This window comes from Streptomyces sp. NPDC059564 (genome assembly GCF_042735575.1).
Classification (GTDB): Bacteria; Actinomycetota; Actinomycetes; order Streptomycetales; family Streptomycetaceae; genus Streptomyces.
In genome coordinates, this window is sequence record NZ_JBHWBP010000137.1 from 1 (window position 1) to 18,896 (window position 18,896).

The 18,896-nt window shown below is 69.2% G+C and carries 15 protein-coding genes and 4 pseudogenes; 11 read left to right on the top strand and 8 right to left on the bottom strand.

Annotated elements, in window-relative coordinates; all coding sequences use genetic code 11:
• Nucleotides 1–66 precede the first annotated feature (66 nt).
• The 6 genes from ACFV0Q_RS22560 to ACFV0Q_RS22585 all read left to right on the top strand — a co-directional run bounded on the left by ACFV0Q_RS22560 (nt 67) and on the right by ACFV0Q_RS22585 (nt 6,147).
• Nucleotides 67–723, top strand: coding sequence for an acyltransferase domain-containing protein (locus ACFV0Q_RS22560; protein WP_385008033.1), 657 nt, complete (start codon nt 67–69; stop codon nt 721–723).
• Complete coding sequence (locus ACFV0Q_RS22565; RefSeq protein WP_385008035.1) at nt 720–2,279, top strand: sugar porter family MFS transporter; 1,560 nt, start codon at nt 720–722, stop codon at nt 2,277–2,279. The genes ACFV0Q_RS22560 and ACFV0Q_RS22565 overlap by 4 nt, the downstream gene beginning before the upstream one ends.
• A gap of 392 nt (nt 2,280–2,671) precedes the next feature.
• Entirely contained in the window at nt 2,672–3,247 is a 576-nt protein-coding gene (locus tag ACFV0Q_RS22570) for a GNAT family N-acetyltransferase (RefSeq protein ID WP_385008037.1), read from the top strand.
• Between the two features lie 303 nt (nt 3,248–3,550).
• The gene (locus ACFV0Q_RS22575) at nt 3,551–4,426 is read left to right on the top strand and encodes a hypothetical protein (RefSeq protein WP_385008039.1); all 876 of its coding nucleotides are present in this window, start codon (nt 3,551–3,553) and stop codon (nt 4,424–4,426) included.
• A 13-nt stretch (nt 4,427–4,439) separates the two neighbouring features.
• Complete coding sequence (locus tag ACFV0Q_RS22580) at nt 4,440–5,147, top strand: O-methyltransferase (RefSeq protein ID WP_385008041.1); 708 nt, start codon at nt 4,440–4,442, stop codon at nt 5,145–5,147.
• Between the two features lie 211 nt (nt 5,148–5,358).
• Entirely contained in the window at nt 5,359–6,147 is a 789-nt protein-coding gene (locus ACFV0Q_RS22585; protein WP_385008043.1) for a hypothetical protein, read from the top strand.
• 66 nt (nt 6,148–6,213) lie between these two features.
• Here ACFV0Q_RS22585 and ACFV0Q_RS22590 read toward each other — a convergent pair whose 3' ends face one another.
• Together ACFV0Q_RS22590 and ACFV0Q_RS22595 are read right to left on the bottom strand one after the other, a co-directional pair.
• On the bottom strand, nt 6,214–7,083 hold the full coding sequence (locus ACFV0Q_RS22590; protein WP_385008045.1) for a transposase: 870 nt from the start codon (nt 7,081–7,083) through the stop codon (nt 6,214–6,216).
• Between the two features lie 28 nt (nt 7,084–7,111).
• A pseudogene (locus ACFV0Q_RS22595) lies at nt 7,112–7,759 on the bottom strand (transposase family protein); the annotation flags it as partial.
• A gap of 588 nt (nt 7,760–8,347) precedes the next feature.
• Here ACFV0Q_RS22595 and ACFV0Q_RS22600 point away from each other — a divergent pair.
• Nucleotides 8,348–9,148 carry an alpha/beta fold hydrolase gene (locus tag ACFV0Q_RS22600; RefSeq protein ID WP_385008047.1) on the top strand — a complete coding sequence of 267 codons (801 nt, stop codon included), beginning with the start codon at nt 8,348–8,350 and terminating at the stop codon, nt 9,146–9,148.
• A gap of 58 nt (nt 9,149–9,206) precedes the next feature.
• Nucleotides 9,207–9,470 (top strand): annotated as a pseudogene (locus tag ACFV0Q_RS22605) (ABATE domain-containing protein); the annotation flags it as partial.
• A gap of 371 nt (nt 9,471–9,841) precedes the next feature.
• Here the strand turns inward: ACFV0Q_RS22605 and ACFV0Q_RS22610 are convergent.
• The 4 genes from ACFV0Q_RS22610 to ACFV0Q_RS22625 form a co-directional block, all read right to left on the bottom strand.
• Nucleotides 9,842–10,990, bottom strand: a complete 1,149-nt coding sequence (locus ACFV0Q_RS22610; RefSeq protein ID WP_385008049.1) for a hypothetical protein — start codon at nt 10,988–10,990, stop codon at nt 9,842–9,844.
• Nucleotides 10,987–12,381 carry a cytochrome P450 gene (locus ACFV0Q_RS22615; protein WP_385008051.1) on the bottom strand — a complete coding sequence of 465 codons (1,395 nt, stop codon included), beginning with the start codon at nt 12,379–12,381 and terminating at the stop codon, nt 10,987–10,989. Before ACFV0Q_RS22615 ends, ACFV0Q_RS22610 begins: the two co-directional genes overlap by 4 nt.
• Before the next feature lie 296 nt (nt 12,382–12,677).
• A complete protein-coding gene (locus tag ACFV0Q_RS22620) occupies nt 12,678–12,854 on the bottom strand; it encodes a hypothetical protein (protein WP_385008060.1) in 177 nt (58 codons plus the stop codon).
• Complete coding sequence (locus ACFV0Q_RS22625) at nt 12,806–13,021, bottom strand: polyprenyl synthetase family protein (protein ID WP_385008053.1); 216 nt, start codon at nt 13,019–13,021, stop codon at nt 12,806–12,808. The genes ACFV0Q_RS22620 and ACFV0Q_RS22625 overlap by 49 nt, the downstream gene beginning before the upstream one ends.
• An 827-nt stretch (nt 13,022–13,848) precedes the next feature.
• Between ACFV0Q_RS22625 and ACFV0Q_RS22630 the strand changes: the two genes are divergently transcribed.
• Nucleotides 13,849–14,454 carry a cytochrome P450 gene (locus tag ACFV0Q_RS22630; protein WP_385008058.1) on the top strand — a complete coding sequence of 202 codons (606 nt, stop codon included), beginning with the start codon at nt 13,849–13,851 and terminating at the stop codon, nt 14,452–14,454.
• A 111-nt stretch (nt 14,455–14,565) separates the two neighbouring features.
• Here the strand turns inward: ACFV0Q_RS22630 and ACFV0Q_RS22635 are convergent.
• Nucleotides 14,566–15,444, bottom strand: a pseudogene (locus ACFV0Q_RS22635) (IS701 family transposase).
• 122 nt (nt 15,445–15,566) lie between these two features.
• On the opposite strand from ACFV0Q_RS22635, the pseudogene ACFV0Q_RS22640 reads away from it, so the two are divergent.
• A pseudogene (locus tag ACFV0Q_RS22640) lies at nt 15,567–16,037 on the top strand (helix-turn-helix domain-containing protein); the annotation flags it as partial.
• A gap of 344 nt (nt 16,038–16,381) precedes the next feature.
• On the opposite strand, the gene ACFV0Q_RS22645 reads toward ACFV0Q_RS22640, so the two are convergent.
• The gene (locus tag ACFV0Q_RS22645) at nt 16,382–17,362 is read right to left on the bottom strand and encodes an endonuclease/exonuclease/phosphatase family protein (RefSeq protein ID WP_385008055.1); all 981 of its coding nucleotides are present in this window, start codon (nt 17,360–17,362) and stop codon (nt 16,382–16,384) included.
• Between the two features lie 392 nt (nt 17,363–17,754).
• On the opposite strand from ACFV0Q_RS22645, the gene ACFV0Q_RS22650 reads away from it, so the two are divergent.
• Nucleotides 17,755–18,282, top strand: coding sequence for a YcxB family protein (locus tag ACFV0Q_RS22650; protein ID WP_385008056.1), 528 nt, complete (start codon nt 17,755–17,757; stop codon nt 18,280–18,282).
• The last annotated feature ends 614 nt before the right edge of the window (nt 18,283–18,896 follow it).

Below are 18,896 nucleotides of genomic sequence, written 5' to 3' on the forward strand. Positions count from 1 at the left end.
GTGTCGGTCCGTACGCCGGGCGGCGGGTCCTGGGCCTTGTTGTGCTTGACCACCCGGGCCTCGGCGTTGGCCATCACCCCGTTCGCCCGGGCCCGCCACCGTGAGCTGAACATCCCCGAAGCGATCTCCCGGAGCACCTTCGCCGACCTCGGCCGCCAGATGGCCGTCCACCGCCGACGTCACGGCACCGGCGGCCTGCTGAATCCGGGATGGTTCACGCTGCACCTCCGGGGCGAGATGTACCAGCTGGGCCGCCTCCAGTACGAACGGGCGCCACTGGACCCCCGTACCGCCGACACGGCGCGCGCGGCGGGCGTGCCGGTCGGTCCCGGCGACCTGTGCCTGAGCCTGCACATCCCCGGCTACCTCGGTCCGATGACCGACGATGCCTGCGAGCGGTCGATCGTGCGTACCAGGGAGTTCTTCCGCCGCTTCTTCCCCCACGAGACGTACCCCGTCGCCATCTGCGATTCCTGGCTGCTGGACCCGCAGCTCGCGGAGTATCTCCCGTCGGAGTCCAACATCCTCCGGTTCCAGCGGCGCTTCGGCACCGCCTACGAGAGCACCGAGCCCGATGACGGCCACCCGGTCGAGTACGTCTTCGGCGACCCCGCGCTGCCGCCCGGCACACTGCCCCGGCGCAACACGGTCGAGCGTGCGATCGGAGACCATCTCCGGGCCGGCCGCCACTGGTACGGCGGCCACGGCTGGTTCGCGCGGTGACCCGCGATCCGGCGGGCGACGCGACGCGCGTCCCGTACGGCCGGGCTCCCGCACGCGTCATGAACGCGTCCGTCCGCCCGGCCCCGGGACGCCGCACACCGGAAGCGACCAGCCGCAGCGCTGCGCGCCCCTCGCGGGGTCCGCGCGGCGCGCACCGCCGCTCCCTCGCGGTCGCGATCGCCGCCGGCGCGCTGATCGGCGTGTCCATCTCCACCATGAACGAGAGCATGGGCGCCATCGACGGGGAGTTCGGGCTGTCCGCTCTCCAGGAGGGGATCGTCGTCAGCGCGCTGCTGGTCGGGGCACTGGTGGGGAGTCTGGGCTCCGGACTGCTCGCCGGCCGCATCGGACGGCGCCGCATCCTCTGCCTGGCCGGGGCACTGGGGGCGGCGGCCGCCGCGCTCTGTGCCGTCGCCCCCGACGAGGCGGCACTCGCCGCGGGACGGTGCCTGATCGGCCTGGCCATGGGCGTGACCTCGGCCGTCGCCCCCGTGCTCTTGGCGGACCTCGCCCCTGCCCGGGTCCGTGGCTCCCTCGTCACGGCGTACCAGGTGTCCATCACCGTCGGCATGCTGGTGGCCCTCGCCCTCGGTACGGGCCCCATGGGACACGGAGGCTGGCGTGTGCTGTTCGCCGTGAACGCGCTGCCGTGCATGGCCCTCGGCCTGACCGCCCTGCGCATGTCCGAGGCGCCCGGGGACCTGCTGGCACGGGGACGGGAGGCGGGAGCCCTCGAAGTGCTCCGGGCCACCCGTGAACCGGGGGAGGCGGCGGCGGAGTTCGCCGCGCTCGCCGAGGCCCGCAGCACACCGCACCGGTCCCTCGTGCGCTGTGCGGCCGACCCCGCGTTGCGCCGGCCCATGGCCATCGCCGTCGGCGCGGCGCTGATGAACGCCGTCGTGGGCATCGGGGCCGTCGTCTACTACTCGACGCTCGTGTTCTCCTCGGCCGGTCTGTCCGGCGACAGTGGAGCCAGGGCGGCCAGCCTGTCGATCGGGCTGGTGAACGTGGTGATGTCCTTCGTCGCGCTGGGCCTCATCCGGCGCCACGGGCGCAAGCCCCTGCTGACCGCCGGGCTGGCCGGGATGGCGGTGGCCCTCGGCGCCGCCGCCTGGTGCCAGTTGATGGGCGGGCCCGCCGCCGGAGCCCTGACGGTGGCCGCCGTGCTGGTGTACGTCGCCTGTTACGCCTTCTCCGCGGGCCCGCTGAGCTGGGTCCTGCTCGCGGAGGTGCTCCCGCCGGAGCTCAGGACCAGGGTCTCGGGAGGCGCGCTCGCGCTCACCTGGGCGGTGAACCTCCTGGTCGCCCTGCTGTTCCCGGTGATCCTCGGTACCCCCGGCAACCCGGACAGGCTCGCGGGGACGTTCCTGTCCTTCACGGCCGTCACCCTGCTGATCCTGGTGCTGCTGCGCCGGTACGTACCGGAGACGAAGGACCGGACGCTCGCGGAACTCCGGGCCGTGCTCGGCAACCAACGGCCGGTCCCCGCGGCCACTCGCTCCGGGCCGGCCGGGCATCCTCCGGGCGGCCGGCCCGAGGTGACGCCGGACCGATGACCGTCCCACCCCGTCGACGCACCGACGGGGTGACCGGGCCGGTACGGCCATCGGTCGGGGGATGCGCAAAGGCTCCCGGCACTGGCGGAGCAGTGCCGGGAGCCTTGATGAGCGCCTCGGGGTCCGGGGCAAGAGATTGCCTACTCGCACGCCATCTCGACGTGGACCGCACCGAACTCGGCGGTGAGGGCGTGAGCGATTTCCTGAATAGCAGCCATTGTCCATCCTCCTTTCGTGTGTGATTCAAGGATCTGTGTTGCGATATTCAGTCCACCAGCTCACTCCGGACGGCTCTGTCACCCAAACGGGTGAGGGGAGGGATGAACGGACGGGCCGATCCCAGGGATATCCCTTGATGGCCGATTTATCGCATACCGTCTTACAATTACGCGATGATCACATTCCCTGTAGCCATTACCCGCGACGTGCTGATGCGCCCACTGGAGGACGAGGATTCGAAAGGACTGTGCAGGGCCTATCTGCGAAATCGCGATCACCTGCGGCCGTGGGAGCCCCGTAGGGGCGAGGACTTCTTCACCGAGCAAGGCCAGGCCGACCGCGTGCGCGGCAGGCTCAAGGAGCGAGACGCGGGGCGACTGGTCCCGTGGGTACTGGCCTGTGGGGACGAGCTGGTCGGAACGATGACGCTGTACAACATCGTCCTCGGGCCTTTCCGCAGTGCGAATGTCGGAGCTTGGGTCGATGCGGAGTACGGAGGACGCGGCCTCGCGACCGAGGCCCTCCGCGCCGCTTGCCGGGCCGCTGATGAGCAGCTCGATCTCCACAGGATCGAAGGAGCCACGGCAATCGCCAATCTGGCCTCGCAACGACTGCTCGCGAAGTGCGGTTTCGAATTGATCGGCACCGTGCCGCACTACCTGTACATCGACGGTGAATGGCGCGACCACATCTTGTTCCAGAGGATTCTCAACAGTCGCTCTCCGGGCATCCGCCCTGCGGATGCGTGAATCCGCCGAATCAATTCGGCGGACAGGATGGCCGGCTCGTACCGGCATGAACTACGCCTCCTGTGTGATGAGGTTCCTTCCCCCACTCCTGCATCCGGACGACAGTGGCGCCCGCGCTGTGTTGATGGACTGGTTCCACCCGGCGGACACCATTCCGGACCGCCCAATGAACCCACACAGCCAAGGGGCAGCCATGACCGACCAGAACACCGTGCGGCCTCAGGCCGAGGACCGGACCGCGGACCGGACCGAGGGACGGGCAGCGACGTACGCACCCGCCGTGGCCTCGCTCCGAGTCCCGTCGTGAGCACCCCCACGGGTCCGGCTACGGTGCCCCCGCTGCTGGTGCCCGCTCCCGGCGACGCTCCCGCACCGCCCGGTGTGACCTGCTCCCGGCAGTGCGGCCCGGCCCCCGATCCGCACGTGCTGCGGGATGCTCCGGCCGCCCCCGGCGACCCCGACGCCCGCGCCCGCTACCGCTGGAGAGTCGGCCACCACGCCGCCGTCGTCCTGTGGCAGCTGATGACCGCGGAGCTGGACAGGGCCCTGACGAACCCGGACAGCGAAGACGAGGCGATCGGCCGGACGGCCCGCTCGTACGACCTGTACTCGGTACTGCTCCTGTACGCCGGCAGTTGCTCACCCCAGCGCTACGCCGACACCGTGCGGGCCGACATGGCGATATGCCATCCGGCATTCAGCGGGCAATGGGCAGCCGACTACCGGCCGCTGCCCGGCCTCGTGCGCGAGGTTCTGAACAGCCTGCCGCGCGAGCGCACGGCACTGCTGCGCGACGCCATCCGCAGCAACCAGCGCATCCACGCGGCGGTTGCCGCCCGCCTGGTCCCGGAGGGAACCTCGTTGCTCCAGGAGGCGGGCCGGCACCCGGGGTGCGCCCCGACCCCAAAGGAGACGGGGCTGTTCGACGCCTTCTTCTCGGTGCTGCGCGGCCCGGTGTGCGCATCGGGCCTCAAGTCACAGCTGCTGTACCGACTGGCCCTGGCGCGGGACGACCTGCTCGTCCACGGTCTGTACGGTCCGAATGCCTCCTGGGCCCCCAACGGCCCGGCGCCGGACCTGGTGCACGGGTTCGCCTCCCGGGCAGTGGAACTGCTCGGCCACCACATCGAAAACCTCACCCCGCGGGACGCCATGCGATCCGTGCAGACCGTCCCCTGACGCAGGAGCCCCCATGATCCCCACCAGCCGACAGACCCTCCCGGATGCCGATGCCGTGAAGACCGTTGCGATGACGGCCTCGCAGTACCGCTATCTGGCAGACCACGCCGAACCCGCCACACCCGCGCAGCAGCGCCTGGCCCAACACACCCGGGAGCTCGGTGCGGTGGCCGAGATGCGGATCCCGCACGAGCAGGCCACCTTCCTGACCTTGCTGACCCGAATCACCGGGGCCCGCCGCATCGTGGAAGTGGGCACCTTCACCGGCTACTCCACCCTGGCGTTCGCCCTTGGCCTGCCGGCGGACGGCACAGTGCTGACCTGCGACACGTCCCGCGAGTGGACCACGATCGCCCGCGGGGCCTGGCAAGAGGCCGGTGTGGCCGACCGCATCCACCTGGCCCTGGGCCCCGCCGCCGACACCCTGAGGGCCCTGCCGGAGAGGCAGGAGATCGACATGGCCTTCCTCGATGCGGACAAACCCGGCTACGAAACGTACTGGGACCTGCTGGTACCACGTCTGCGTCCCGGCGGACTGCTGCTGGCCGACAACGTGCTGTACGGAGGTCACGCGGCGGATCCCGAAGCGAACGGCAACGCCGCAGCCATCCGCCGTTTCAACACGCGAGTACGCTCCGATCTGCGGATGGAGTCCGTGATGCTCCCCATCGCCGACGGCATGACCCTCGCCCGCAAGCGTCTGCCAGCCGACCAGCCCTGATGACCTGCCGGGCTGCGGGAACCGGCTGGCCAGCTGTATTCAGGCCGCTCTGGGGTGCAGTGACTTGCTGGCGTTTGATCCGTTGATCAGTGAGGCCCTTGGGCACCCACGTCTTCAGTAGGAAGCAGGCCTCATGAGTTTTATGCGTACCGTCCGTCGCCGTCCGGTCTTGAGTTGCGCCATCGCTCTGGCCACGGCTGCTTTGTCTGCCGTGACCGCGCCTGCCGGCGCCCATGCCCTTGCCGGCGAGTCGTTCACCGCGGCCTCGGTCGGCGAGTTCACCACGCCCAGCATTCCGGTTGGCTCCGAGGTCACCATCGTGGCCGGCGGCGGGGGTGGAGGAGGGGCTGTCAGCAGTGATGAAGCCTATGGCTACGGCTCTGGCGGAGGCGGCGGTGGTGGCGGCGCGGTCACCTGTGTCGTGAGCAAGTTCCGGGGCGGCGCCATCAGCGGCTTCGTCGCCGCTGGTGGCGGCATTGGGGCATTCGGAGACAGGGGGGTGGACGCCGCGGGCGGCCAGGGCCGTGGCAAGTCCACAACAGGAGAGAAGGGCCAGAGGTGGGGAAGTAGCGGCAAGGGCGGCAACGGCGCAGTCCCGGGTAGTGCTGGTGGCTCCAGCGTTGGTGTGGGCGGCGCTGGCGCGGGTGGTCAGCGCTCCGCTGCCAGTGGTGGTGGCGGCGGCGCCACCACCGTCGACGGGTTCGTCACTGCCGGCGGTGGTGGCGGCGGTGGTGGCGGCGGCATCAAATCGACCTACAACGGTCAGGGGGGCAAGGGCGGCGGGGGCACATACGTGCCCGGCGCCTGCGACAGCAGTTACATCGACTTCGGCGGTGACGGCACCCCAGGTGACACCGGCAAGGGCGGCAAGGGCGGCAACGGGGCCAAGGGCGTTGCCGGCGCTGGCGGCCTCGGCCGAGGCTCAGAGGACGCCTTCGATAAATTCCCCGAAACGCCTGGTGGTGCCGGAAAGGTGACGATCAGCTGGAAGGCTCCGTAGCAATTCCCGGCGGCCGCAACCACTCACTGAGCGCCGTAGTTGGTTCTGACCGCTCTTCCGTGACGCCTACGGCTGAAGGAGGACGCGGGCTCTGAGCAGAGCGAACGAGGCTCGACCGTACATCTGCCGCTTGATCGTTTTGATTCTGTTGACGTGGCCTTCGACGATGCCGGAGCTGTAGGGGAGGGTGAGGCCGGCGGTGACGGCGGGGAGGTCCTGGCGGATGGAGTCGGCAAAGATGCCGATGGCATCGGGGCCGCCCAGCTCGGCCTTCTGAATCCAGTCCTGGAGTAGGTGCCCGCGGCGTTGACGGAGCATGTCGGTGAACTCCCGTGCGAGGTCAGAGGCCAGGGCGATCTCCGGGCAGGCAACCCGAACGGCTTCCAGCTGGGCAACGTTGGCGGGGCCAAGTGTCCCCTCGGGTCGCATGATCCATGAGGTGATGTCACGAGGGCTGGGAGTTACCGAGCGGGCGGGGACCGCTATGCCCTCCCGGATTGCCATCACGTAGCGGTTCACGACGTGGTATCCGCCGGTGTAGCCGAGGGCGAGTAACTCGCGATAGAGCTGCATCGAACTTGTGCAGCCAGCCTGGAAGCGGTGCTGCACGTGCTCGATGAACGGGTCGAGGACACCGTGACCGCGGTCCTGCGCCGAGGCGAGGAGCCCTGCCAGATCCTTGTTCCGGTAGCGGCGGACCGTCTTGCGGTCCAGCTGCAGACGGCGGCCGATGGCGCTGAGGGACAGGCCTGTGGCGGCGAGCTCGGTGACCTCTGCGTGGCGTTGTCGAATCCGGTCCAGGAGAGGACTCTCCGGCGTGGCCAACGCTGGGTTGGCCTCTGATCCGGCTGGCTGGCGTAGGCAATCGCGGTGCCGGCGGCAGGTTTTCTCCACGGCCGTCGAGAGATTCTGGAGGAGGTGCCAGCGATCTGCCACCTCCAGCGCGTCCCTGTCTGATGGCCTTGGTGAACGCCATCAGGCGGTCTCGGCAGATGATCTCGGCGCCGGGGTGCTCCTGTAGCCAGGCGGCGACCGTGCTGGTCTCTCGATCTGGCAGCACGTCCACCGGCCTGGAGGACTCGACGTCGACGAGGACGGTGCCATAGGTCCGGCCCTTGCGGAACGCGAACTCGTCGATTCCGAGTATCCGTGGGGCCTGGGTCGGCACAGGCTGAGCGGCCAACTGCCTCAGGAGGGTCGTTCGCCGACCACGGATCCGCAACTTCGTGCACAGGCGTTGGCCCGGGCGGCCGCCGAGCTCCACAGCAACCGCTCTCATCGCCGACCGGGCCGCAGGCGAAGTACGAAGCCGTGGCTCGGTCAGACCCGCCACCTGCTCCACATACGTCCGACGTCGGCACTGGCTCTGATCACAGAAGAACCGACGCACGCGAAGACGGACGATCATCTGGTGGCCGCTGACGGGCAGCCCGGCTATGTGACGCCAGTACCGGCTGTGGACGCGTGAGGCGGGATGCTGACACTGAGGACATGGTCCTGGGGGTCCGCAGCATGCCGCGTCGATCATCAAGTTGTCGTCCGCGACCACTGCCTCGCGCACCACGAGGTTCAGGCCCGGGAAGAGTACGTCTCCGAGTGTTGCCAACTTCATGACGACGTCATCCCCTGGCGGAACGGTCCTGCAGTCCAGCCCTCCGAGCTCCAGCTGTCAGGGGCGTCCAGGGCACGAGTGATCGCCTGGACCGTCGTTCGCCACTGCTGGGCAGCGCTGCTCTCGACCCAGCCTGCGGCCAGCAATGAACCATCCTGCAAAACAGGCCGAAGTGCCTGCCCGGCCTCGGGCCGGAGCGAGAGCGGCAGGACAGGCAACGCCTCAGGAGGACCGTCATCAGGATCGATCAACGTGGACAGCCTGGAAACCCACCCCTGCCATTGCGGCGCGCAGCCTAGGTGCAGCGGTCGTCGTCTGAACTGGTCGTCGGACCGCGGCAACGGGTTGCCGCCCACCCCGAACGCGTGGCGACGTCCGGTTGCTGTGTGGTGGTTTGACCAGGTGGCCGGCGCGTGATCTTGGTTGTCTGTACAGGTCACCGCAGTACGTCCCGGACCTACCGTACTGGCAGGGCCGTTGACCGCTCGGGGCCGCACCGCCGGCCGGCCCAGTGCCGCGTCATGCCCAGGACAAAAGCCCGACGGCGGGCGTGAGGCCCGAGCGGCTTCAAGAGCAGGGGGATTCGGCATGTTCAAGGTGGTCTCGTCAGACGGCACGGCAATCGCCTGTGAGCTTCACGGCGACGCGGGTCCGGCGGTGATTCTCGTCGGCGGAACCTTGATGACCCGGGTCCGGCACACACCGCTCGCCTCGCTACTTACGGGTAACTTCAGCGTCATCAACTACGACCGCAGGGGCCGCGGTGACAGCGGTGACAGCCCCGTCTACGACGTTCAGCGCGAGGTCGACGACCTGGACGCGCTGATCGAGCGGGTGGGCGGGCCGGTGCTGCTCTTCGGTATGTCCTCCGGAGCCGTCCTGGCATTGGAGGCCGTGGCCAGGGGTAGCGCGGTGTCCGCCCTGGCGCTGTACGAACCGCCGTTTATCGTCGACCACGCCCGCCCACCGCTGCCCGCCGACTACGTCGACCGTATGAAGGCGATCGTCGCTCGGGGGGATGTAACCGAGGCCCTTACCTACTTCCTGACGGTGGGCCTGGCCATGCCGGACGAAGCCATCGCCCAGATGCGGCACACCCCGGTCTGGGCCGCGTGGGAGGCCGTCGCCCCGACCCTGCCCTACGACGGTCAGCTGATGGCCGACACCATGTCTGGCCGGCCGCTGCCCACCGACCGCTGGCGGTCCGTCAAGGTGCCCGTTCTCGTCGGCTACGGCAGCGCGGGCGAGACGTACATGGCCAACGGGGCGAAGGAACTCGCCGCCCAGGGGGACAACTACACCCTGCACGCCTTCCCTGGCCAGACCCACAGCGTCGACCCACACGCCCTCGCGCCTGTGCTGACCACGTTCTTTACAGCGGTGCGATAGATCTCGGTCGAGAACGAACCTCGCGATCAGCGCGTCCAACCCCGCCTGGGGTCCCTCAATCTGCCTTCGTCTGGGTACGCCGGGCGTACGAACGTGCGGCGCGGGCACGTTTGCCGCAGCGGGCGGACTCGCGCCGGCTGACGCCGGGGTGCGGGAGATGTGCGCGACGCAACAGCGCTCCCTGCGCGAACACCTCAGGTCGTTGTTCGCCGCCCGCGTCTGCGGGCTGCCCGCCCTGCTTGCGGCACTGTCCGCCGTCAACGACGCGCTGAGCATGGCTCCCACAGCCGGACTGCTCTACTGGGACGAGAAGAACGGCCCCTTACCGCGCGGCCTACGAGACCTCCGCCGCCCCGGCGACCGCCCGCTGACCACTCGCCGCGTCCGCGGGCCGGAGCCTCACCCATCTGCGCGGCTGGTCTGATGCAAGACCCGATCGTGGTACCTGGCCAATACGGCCAGGCGCCACGCTCAGTAGCCAACCGCGCGGTTTTCTCGCATCCGCCTTGCGGCGGTCGGAGGCGGCGTTGGACGAGGTCGCCTTGCAGCCGTAGGCGTCACGGAAGAGCGGTCAGAACCCCGTAGTTGGCCAGGATGGTCAACTACGGCCCTCGGTCTGGTGGCACAGCGCGGTGACGGCGGGGCGGGTCGCGGACTGTGAAGATCGCGACCCGGCGTTGCCGACTGTGCCCGCTACGCGCTTTTGTCGGCTGGCCGGGGGTGCACCGGTCGCCTCGTGTCCAGGGCGGGGGCGTGGGGCAGGTACACGGTGTGCTCGGGAGTGAGGATGACGGTGGCGTCCGTCAGGCCGTTCCAGGTGTGGCCGCGGCCGTTGTAGCGGGGGGTGAGGTAGGACCATTCGAGGTTTCCGGCGATCATGGCTTCCAGCGCGTCGAGGTAGGTGCTGAGACTGCTGTCCTGGCCTGCCAAGCCGGAGCGGAGCGTCGCGGTGAGGTGGTCGAATTCGGCTTCCACGCGGTGGACGGTCGCTGCGATGCGGTCGACGGCAGCCTGGAGGTCGCCGCCGTTGTCGGCGAGTGCGAGCTGGATTTCGTTCATGGTGTCGCCGCTGTAGAGCTCTTTGCGGTAGGAGAAGACGTCGTTGACGCCGATCCAGTGGCGTGCGGCCAGCGCGTTGAGACGCTGCAGTTCGGGCAGTCTCTCCAGGGGTTCGCTCAGGTCGATGCCGAGGCCGAATTCGAGGAGGGGGAAGCAGCACTCTCCGATCGAGCTGTGGCGGTGTTTCTCGTAGGTGGGCAGGTCCATTACCGCGAGGCTCTGGACGAGATCGCGCTCGGTGTGGCAGGCGTTCAAGAACTCGTGCAGGGTGCGTGCGTAGCGTTGCCAGACCCGTTCGGGCGCGTGGGGCATGGTCTGCTCGCGCAGCTGCTCGAAGGCGCGGGTGTAGGCGGTGTCCACGGCGGGTGGTCGGCCGTCGATGACGGCAGGCAGTTCGTGGATGCCCGACTGCCGGATCCGGGAGGGTGGCGCGTGGGCGAGCTCGTCGTCGATGGCGAACAGGACGTCGATCCAGGCACAGATCAGTTCGATGCGGTCGTCGCGGGCGTGGGCGTAGGTGAGCAGGTTCCACAGGCTGGTGCGGTGCTCCAAGAACGCCTCCAGCTCCTCTCGGCTGGTGAAGGCACCGACCAGGAGCCCGGCGAGGCGGGCCGCGCAGCGCTGCTCCAGCGCTTCAAGGCCGGGGCGGCGCCGGGCGGGCATGAACCGGGGGAACGTCGGCATCCGGAAGCACGGGTGCTCCTCGGGTGATCCGGCAATGCGGCCCGCAGGGACCGGGTCCGGGTCGCGGGTCCCGTCGTCGGCGTGGCCGGGGGCCCTCATCGCCGGTGTCCCCTGTCTGTCCGGGGCGGGTCGGTTGGTGTCGTGCGGCGGGTCGCGATGAGAGGGCCGGCCTCGGGGGTGAGGAGGAAGCGGGGCAGGGCCCGCACTGGCGTGGCAGTGGCCTTGCGTAGTTGCCAGCGGCTGCTGATTGCGGCAAGGGCGAGGATGGCCTCGGTCATGCCGTAGTGCTCGCCCAAGCACTTGCGGCGCCCGCCGCCGAAGGCCGTGAACGCCTGCCGCTGCGCCACGGTGACGCGTTCGGGCAGCCACCGGTCCGGATCAAAGACATCCGGGTCGGGGAAAACACCGGGATCGCGTTGCAGGGAGTAGGGGGACACGATCACATCCGCGCCCGCGGGAACGGTGAACCCGGCGAGCACGGTCTGTTCAAGGGCGATGCGGCTGAGCATCCACGTGGGTGGCCACAGTCGAAGCACTTCGATGAGGACCTGCCGGGTGTAGGGCAGGCGCGCGATGTCGGCGAAGGAGGGAGGGCGTCCGGCGAGCTCGCGGTCCAGCTCGCCCCACAGCTGGCGCTCCACCGCAGGGTGGTCGGCCAGGGCGTGGAGGGTCCATGCGAGCAGGGAGGCGGTGGTCTCCACTCCCGCCGCCAGCACCGACAGAACCTGATCACGCACCTCTGTGTCGTCAAGCGGGCGGCCGCCATCATCGGCGACGGCCATCACCAGGGACAGCAGATCGTCCCCCGGCGCCTGGCCGGCCCGGTACTGCCCGATCACGTCACGAACGGACACCTCCAGGCGGGCCTGTGCCTGACGGAAGCGGCGGTTGGCCGGCAGCGGAAGACGGTGCACCAGCGACCAGGGCACCAGCATCCGACGGAACATGCCCTCCAGCAGCACCGGCAGTGCCCCGGCCATGGCATCCGCCGCCCCACGGCCGGCAGGGGCCGCGATCAGGGTGCGCGCCACCACGCGGGCCGCCAACGCGTACATGCTCGCCTCCACATCGAGCCGCTCACCCTCTCGCCAACCCTCGACTATCTGCGCGACGCACTGGCTCATCACCGGGGCGTAGCGGGCCACCTGGTCACGGTGGAGCGCGGGCCGCATCACCGGCTGCTGACGCCGGTGATCTGCGTTGCTGCAGGTGATCACGCCGTTGCCGACCAGGATCCGCGCCGTGTCCATGAACGGGCCTCCCTTGTCGAACACCGACGACACCAGCACCTGGCGGGCCGCTTCGGCGCCGTTGACCAGATACACGGGACGTCCTGCGAGCTTCACCCTCACTACCGCCGGACCTCCCCGCTGGGTCGTGAGGAAGGCGAGGGGATCATGCACCAGCTGCATCACGTGGCCCAGCCACGGCACGCCGCCCGCGATTTGCTGTACCCGCTGAGCCCCGACCATGCCGATTCCCTTCGACACCCGCCCAGCACATGCGCCACGACGGCTGCAACCGAATTCCGGACGAGAGACACAGAAACCGTCTCCACATTCCCGCAGGCACCAGCCGGCCTGCACCCTTGCCACGATGTGTCCACCAGTCACCCACCCTCCATCCGAAAATCGGTGGCTGCGGGACTGAAACGGTGTGCTGCGATGAAGCCGCACCCGGGCGTGCCGCTGCGCGCAGCGGGGTGCCAGCTGTGCCGGCCGTCCCGGGTTGGATCACCCGGCACGGCTGGCACCGGGGTCCCGCCGTGTGCGTGGACTGTCGTCTTCTACTGGCGGGCTTGCTGCCACCACCAGGTGTGGGCGGGGTAGGGGAGGGGGTCGGGTGTGGGGTCGCTCGGCTTGTCGGTCCAGGTCAGGGTGTAGGGCGAGTCGGGCAGGAGGTACAGGGCGGTCTTCATGCCGAAGTTGATGTTGCCGCTGACGATGAGGTCGATGCCGCCCATGTACCGGCGCAGGTCATCTTGGGCGTCCTGGAGGATCTGTTCACGCAGGCGCAGAAGGCCGCGTGCACGGCGGGGCGCCCGCGGCGTACCGCGTCCTGGTCGATGATGTCGTTGTGCAACAGGCTCCCGGTGTGGACGGGCTCGAAGCCCACGGCCGCCGGCAGCACCGCCGTAAGGCTCCGCCCACGGCCAGCGCGGAGCGCGCCAGCAGATGGGGCCGCAGCTGCTTCCCCGACGGCAGCATCGCGTACCGGTGCACAGCGCCCAGGCCAGCCGTGTCCTCGGGCCAACGGCGGGCGAACTCCCGCGCCAGCACCCCTGCCAGGCCATCCCTGCCGCCGCTCGCTGGCGGTGAGGGGACCGGCAGGTTTTCAGCGAACTGCCGGCTGACTAACGGCCCGGGTAGGACAGACATGCACAAGACCTCCGAAACCCGCATGCGGCGAAGTGGTGCCTTTGATGAAAGCGGCAGCTGATGAGGTGCCCGGCCGGACTGGCTCATGACAGCACGCCGCAGACCCCCCGGGCACAGTGCGTACAGCGAGCGCGCAGGCGCACAGCCATGCCGTACAGGGCATGACCGCGATCCCAAACCGCACGTCCGGGTGGTTAGACCCAGTACTCACTCCAGCCACCCGCGCCCAGGCCGGAACGGCACCACCGCGCACGGCCGGAAGCGACCAGCGCCCGGATACCTGCGCGAATGATCAACCACACCGGGCTGATGCCGCACGCACCCACGCGGCCGGCGTACAGGCGGGGTGGAGTGTCTGCTGTCGACTTGTGTCGTTGAAGCGGCACGACAACCGCACTATCCGTCCTGGCGTTCACCGGTGTTGCCTGGTCGCTTGCGGCCGCGCGACGTCGGCGACTCTCGAAAACACTTCCGGCTCCGCCCCTGTCACCGCCGGACGACCCAGGGGGCAGGCCTCAGGCAGCTCTACTGGACTGGCTTCTGGAGTGCGGGCAGGCACGCTCTGGGCTCAGGCTGCGGCTGGGGCCGCGCCCCGCCTATCTGGTGTGCCGTCCGGACCTGGTCCACGACATGCTCGTCGGGCAGGCCAACCGGTTCGACAAGGACGGATCGTTCTTCGACCGGGGGCGGGCACTGCTCGGCAACGGACTGGTGACCGCCCGCCGCGCGGACCATCACCGGCAGCGGCGCCTGATGCAGCCGGCCTTCACCCCAGCCGGCATCGATTCCTACGGCGAGGTGATCCGCGAGGAGAGCGCCGCGCTGAGCGCGCGCTGGCAGGCGGGCCAGGAGATCGACCTCTTCCCCGAACTGACCTCGCTCACCATGAAGATCGTGTGCCGGACGCTTCTACCCACAATCGACAGCCATCAGGCCGACGCTCTCCGCGACCATTTCCAGATCCTGGTGGCCGGTACCTTCCTCCGCGCGGCTATGCCGTTCGAATGGATCCACCAGCTTCCCCTCCCCGCCAACCGCCGCTACGACCGCGCACGAGCCGGTGCCTGGGCGGTAGCCGATCAGGTCGTGGCGAAAGCCCGTGCCAAGCCCACCCCCGGCGGGCTGCTGCACACGCTGATCGCCGCCGGCGAGGCCGACCCCGAAGGGGCCTTCAGCGACCAGTAGTGCTTTGTTAGGTGGTGTCGTAGGGCTGCCAGGTGGGTTGTCGGCAGGTTGGGCAGGTGCCGGTCCAGGTGGCGATGAGGTGCTGGAGGAGGTCCAGGGCCTGGTAGAGGGTCAGGCCCTGGCAGGGGCTTTTGGGCAGGTCCGTTGTGCGGTCAGGAACAGATGGGCGGCGGTGACGAGGGTGACGTGGGGGTGCCAGCCGGCGAATGAGCGGCCTTCGAAGTGGCCCAGGCCCAGGCAGGTTTTCAGCTCGCGGTAGTCGTGCTCGATCCGCCAGCGTGACTTCGCCAGGCGGACGAGGTCCTTGGCGGGGATGGTGGCGGGCAGGTTGGAGATCCAGTACTTCACCGGCTCGTCCTGGCCCTCGGGCCACTGCGCGATCAGCCAGCTGAGTGGGATCGTTCCGTCCTGGCCCGGTTTGGGGCGCCGGCCCGCGAGCCGGACCCGCAGAAACATAAAACGTGAGCTCCTCGCGGCCTTGGAGCCTTTGCGCCCGGTCACCGTCACCGCCTTGTCCCGTCCGGTGGCCAGCACGTGTTCGAGTAAGGAACCCGGCCGGGTGCGGTAGCGGGGCTTGGGGCGCGGGCCGAGTCCGCCATAAGCCGGAGTGACCGGTTCGGCGTCCTCGGCATGGGCGGTCATCTCGGCTTTCACCTGCAACATGTAAGCCAGGCCGCGGTCTTCCAGGCCGTGGCGGAAGCCGGCGTTCGCGCCGTAGCCGGTGTCCGCGACCAGGACCGCGGGCCGCAGGCCGGTCCCCGCGAGTTCGTCGACCATGTCCAGCGCGAGCTGCCACTTGGGCTGGTGGTGTTCGGTGGCAGGGATGCGGCATGCCTTGCGCCGCCCGGCTGCCTCGGTCCCGTCCCAGCTCTCGGGCAGGAACAGCCGTCACGAAAGCGGGCATGAGGCGGTGTCCGAGGCGGCGTGGACGCTGACGCTGATCTGGCAGTTGCCGACCTTGCCCAAGGTGCCCGAGTACTGGCGGGCCACTCCGGGTGAAGACAAGGTGTATTGATCACGAGCGTTGTTGACACTCGGTGGGTCTTGAACATGGCGAAGACCTCCGGTGTGGTGGGAGCTGTCTAGGAACCCATGGCACGACGGAGGTCTTCGTGTCCCACCGTAATGCCAGGCTGACGGTCTTCGGTAGGAGCCTGCTGGTCGAACGTGTCCGCTCGGGCCGACCCGTCGCGCACGTGGCGGCCGAGATGGGCATATCGCGGGCCACGGCCCACAAGTGGATGCGCCGGTGGAGGACCGAAGGCGAGGCCGGGCTGCACGACCGGTCCAGCCGGCCGCGCACGACACCGCACCGGACCTCGACCGACGTCGAGGAGAGGGCCTGTGACCTGCGGCGGGACCGCAACTGGGTCCAGCCCGCATCGGCCCGGTCCTGGGACTGCCCGCCTCGACCGTCCACCGGATCCTGCGCCGGCACGGTCTCAACCGCCTCGCCTGGCTCGAGCGCCCGGCCGGAACCGTGAACCGCCGCTACGTACGAGCGAGAACGGCCCGGCGAACTGATCCACGTCGACGTCAAGAAGCCCGGCCGGATCCCCGATGGCGATGGCCACAGGACTCTGGGATGTCCACCGGCAGGCCTGCTCGTCACCGTGTCCGGCGACGCCCACAGCGTGCACCATGGCGGCGGCGACCTCGCTCCATTCCGCGTTCGACAGCACGCGATCGTCGGCGTGGTTGCGGACCGAGACGTGCCACACGTGCTCGGCGGGCTTCGGGCCGCGCAGCGCTTCCACGGGGGCGTCCAGGAGGAGCGCCAGATCGGTGAGCGACATCCGATCCGGGGCGCGTACGGGGCACGGCAGATCCAGGTCCCAACCCGCGACGAGGTCAGAACCAACCAAGGTGGCGACTGTGCCTGGACGTTGAGAACGCGGGGGCTCGTCAGCCCCGCACAACAGACGTACTAAAGGTTGAACTTCGCCACCACGGGTGAGTGGTCGGACGGCTTGTCGTGGGCCGCGGCCGGCTGGGCCTCCACCACGTTCGGCAGCTTCTCGTTGCCGGTCGAGACCTCCTGGAACTTGGCCAGCAGCGAGTGGCTGATCATGATGTGGTCGATCAGCTCGTGCTGGCCCTCGAAGATGCGGGAGAAGCCGCCCTGCTCCAGGATGTGTGGGGCCAGGTTCCACAGGCGGTTGGCGTCGCCCGGGTTGTCGGGGTGAGTGAAGCCGCCGGTGCCGATCTGCGAGCCGGGCGGGCCGTACAGGATCTGGGTGGTGGCGGCCTGCCACCCGTCGTTGAAATCGCCCAGCACGATGACGTCGCGGTTCTTGCCGTCGCCCTGGAGCAGGTCGTCGGCCAGGCCACGCATGGTGACGGCCTCGGCGGTGCGACGGAAGAGCGCGTAAGCCTCATAGCGGGCGCGCAGGCGCTCGTCGTTGGTGCTGTGCTGCTTGTTTGGGAAGGTCAGCAGCTTCGACTTTAGGTGGCAGACGGCCACGCGGAGGCTCTGGCCGGGAGATGGTTCGACCCGTACGGCCAGACCGCCGCGCCCCATCTCGCTGGTGAGGGCGTCGTCGCCCTGGTCCTCGACCTGGATGGGGCGGAGGCGGTCCGGAAAGTCCTTGCGCTGCTGGACGTCGAGCAGGGGGAAACGGCTGATGACGCCCACGCGGATGCCGCGGGGGTCGGGGTGATTCGACAGGACGCTGTGCCAAGTGCCCGGCAGCTTGGCCACCAGGTCGTCCAGCGCTTCCTGGCTGCCGACCTCCTGCACACCGAGCAGGTCCGGCCCGATCTCGGTGATGACGCCGGCCAAGGCCTCGACCTTGGCGTCGTAGGTCGCTTGGTCCTTGGCGGCGCACTTGTTGGGGTTGGGCACGCTGCCCGCCGGCAGCGGTCGGCAGAAGTTCTCTACGTTCCAGGTCCCGATGATCAAACTCACGGCTGCTCCCGTCGTCGTTGACCAGGTCGCGAACCAGTCTCTCGGACCCATCCGAACAGGCTCGATAAGCCGGGTGGACGCGCCTGCATCTTCACTCATCGGCAGCAGTTGTCGGACGAACTGCGGGACCGGTTACTCGCTCCAACATCACCATCACGGCCAGGGGCGACCTCGACTGCGGCCTCAAGTCTTTTCGTCGCCTGCGAAGCGGTAGCAGGCACGCCGAGGGTTCCTGCTCCGGCCGAGCCGTAGCGACCTGCGTGTGATGCTGGCCGTCTGACCCGCGGACACGAGAAGGCCCCCCGATGGCTGTGAGGGCGTCATGAGGGGTACGGCACAAGGACGCGGGCGACGGCCTCCCCGCTGCAGGCGGAGCGGTAGGATCCGCGCTCGTGGACGACATACGACAGGCAACCATCACCTTCAGCGGGACCCTGACGCGGGAGGAGTTCGACGAGGCGGTTGCAGCCACCGGGATGATCCGGCGCGTCCGGTGGCTCATCGTGGTGGCTGCCGTCTTGATGGCGGCCTTGAGCCTGAGGCCGCTTGCCGGCGGCGGCCCGGTCAACGGAGGCCTGCTCACCCTCGCCGTGGTCTACGGGGTGCTCGGCCTGTTCCTGCCCCCGCTGCTCGCCAGCCGCGCGTTCCGTGCCGACCAGGCCAAGGGAGAGAAGCAGGCCACCATCGACGCCGCCGGCTTCGTGATCGTCCGCGGCGGTGACGAACTCATGCGGGTGCCGTGGCGCAGCGTCTACCGCTCCTACGAGACGGAGCGGGTATACGTCGTGACCGGCCGCCTCGGCTGGAAGGCCGGCCTGCTGATCGTGCCCAAGCGGCTGCTCGCCGGGGCCGGCGAGGCAGAGCTGATGGGCGTGCTGCTGGAGACCCGGGTCGGCCGGTCCAAGGGCCGCCGGGCGTAGGGCATCCTCCGCGGGAAGACGGCGACCGCCACAGCCCCGTGATCGAGTTCCTGTGTCGACATCGGTCCTCCTGCGTCGGACGGGGTACGGAGGCGTGCGGCTCGACGGTGGCGCGGAGCAGGTGGAGCTGTTCGAGGACGACGTCCGGATCTACCGGATGAGCCGCAGGTAAGGCGTAGGCCGACCAGCAGCGGTGCGGGCCGCCACCCTCGGGCCGAAGGCCCGGACCCCGTGAAACGGGCTCACCCCCGGTCGCGAAGCGATCCGTTCGGGGACCAAGCGAAGCGCGGTCCCCTGTGAAGGGGTGAGTTGGTGGCACTGGTTGTCGTCAGCAGGGATCGGGTGGGTTGTGCCTGGTCTCTCTGGTATGAGTTGTGATCTTGGCTGTCATGGGGATGTCCGTTCCTCTGTGCGGCCGGCCAGGGCCGGGCTGTGCCGGTGGGTATGGGTGAGGACGGCCGGTTGACGCGGGGTGTGCTGGCCCGTTGGTTGTTGGCGGTGGACCTGGGGCCGGGGTCGGTGTCGTCGCTGCATGTGCAGGTGATGGCGGAGGCTGCCGGTGTGATGGTTCGGATGGTTTGGAAGCGGCTGGCGGAGCCGCGTGAGGGCTGTCT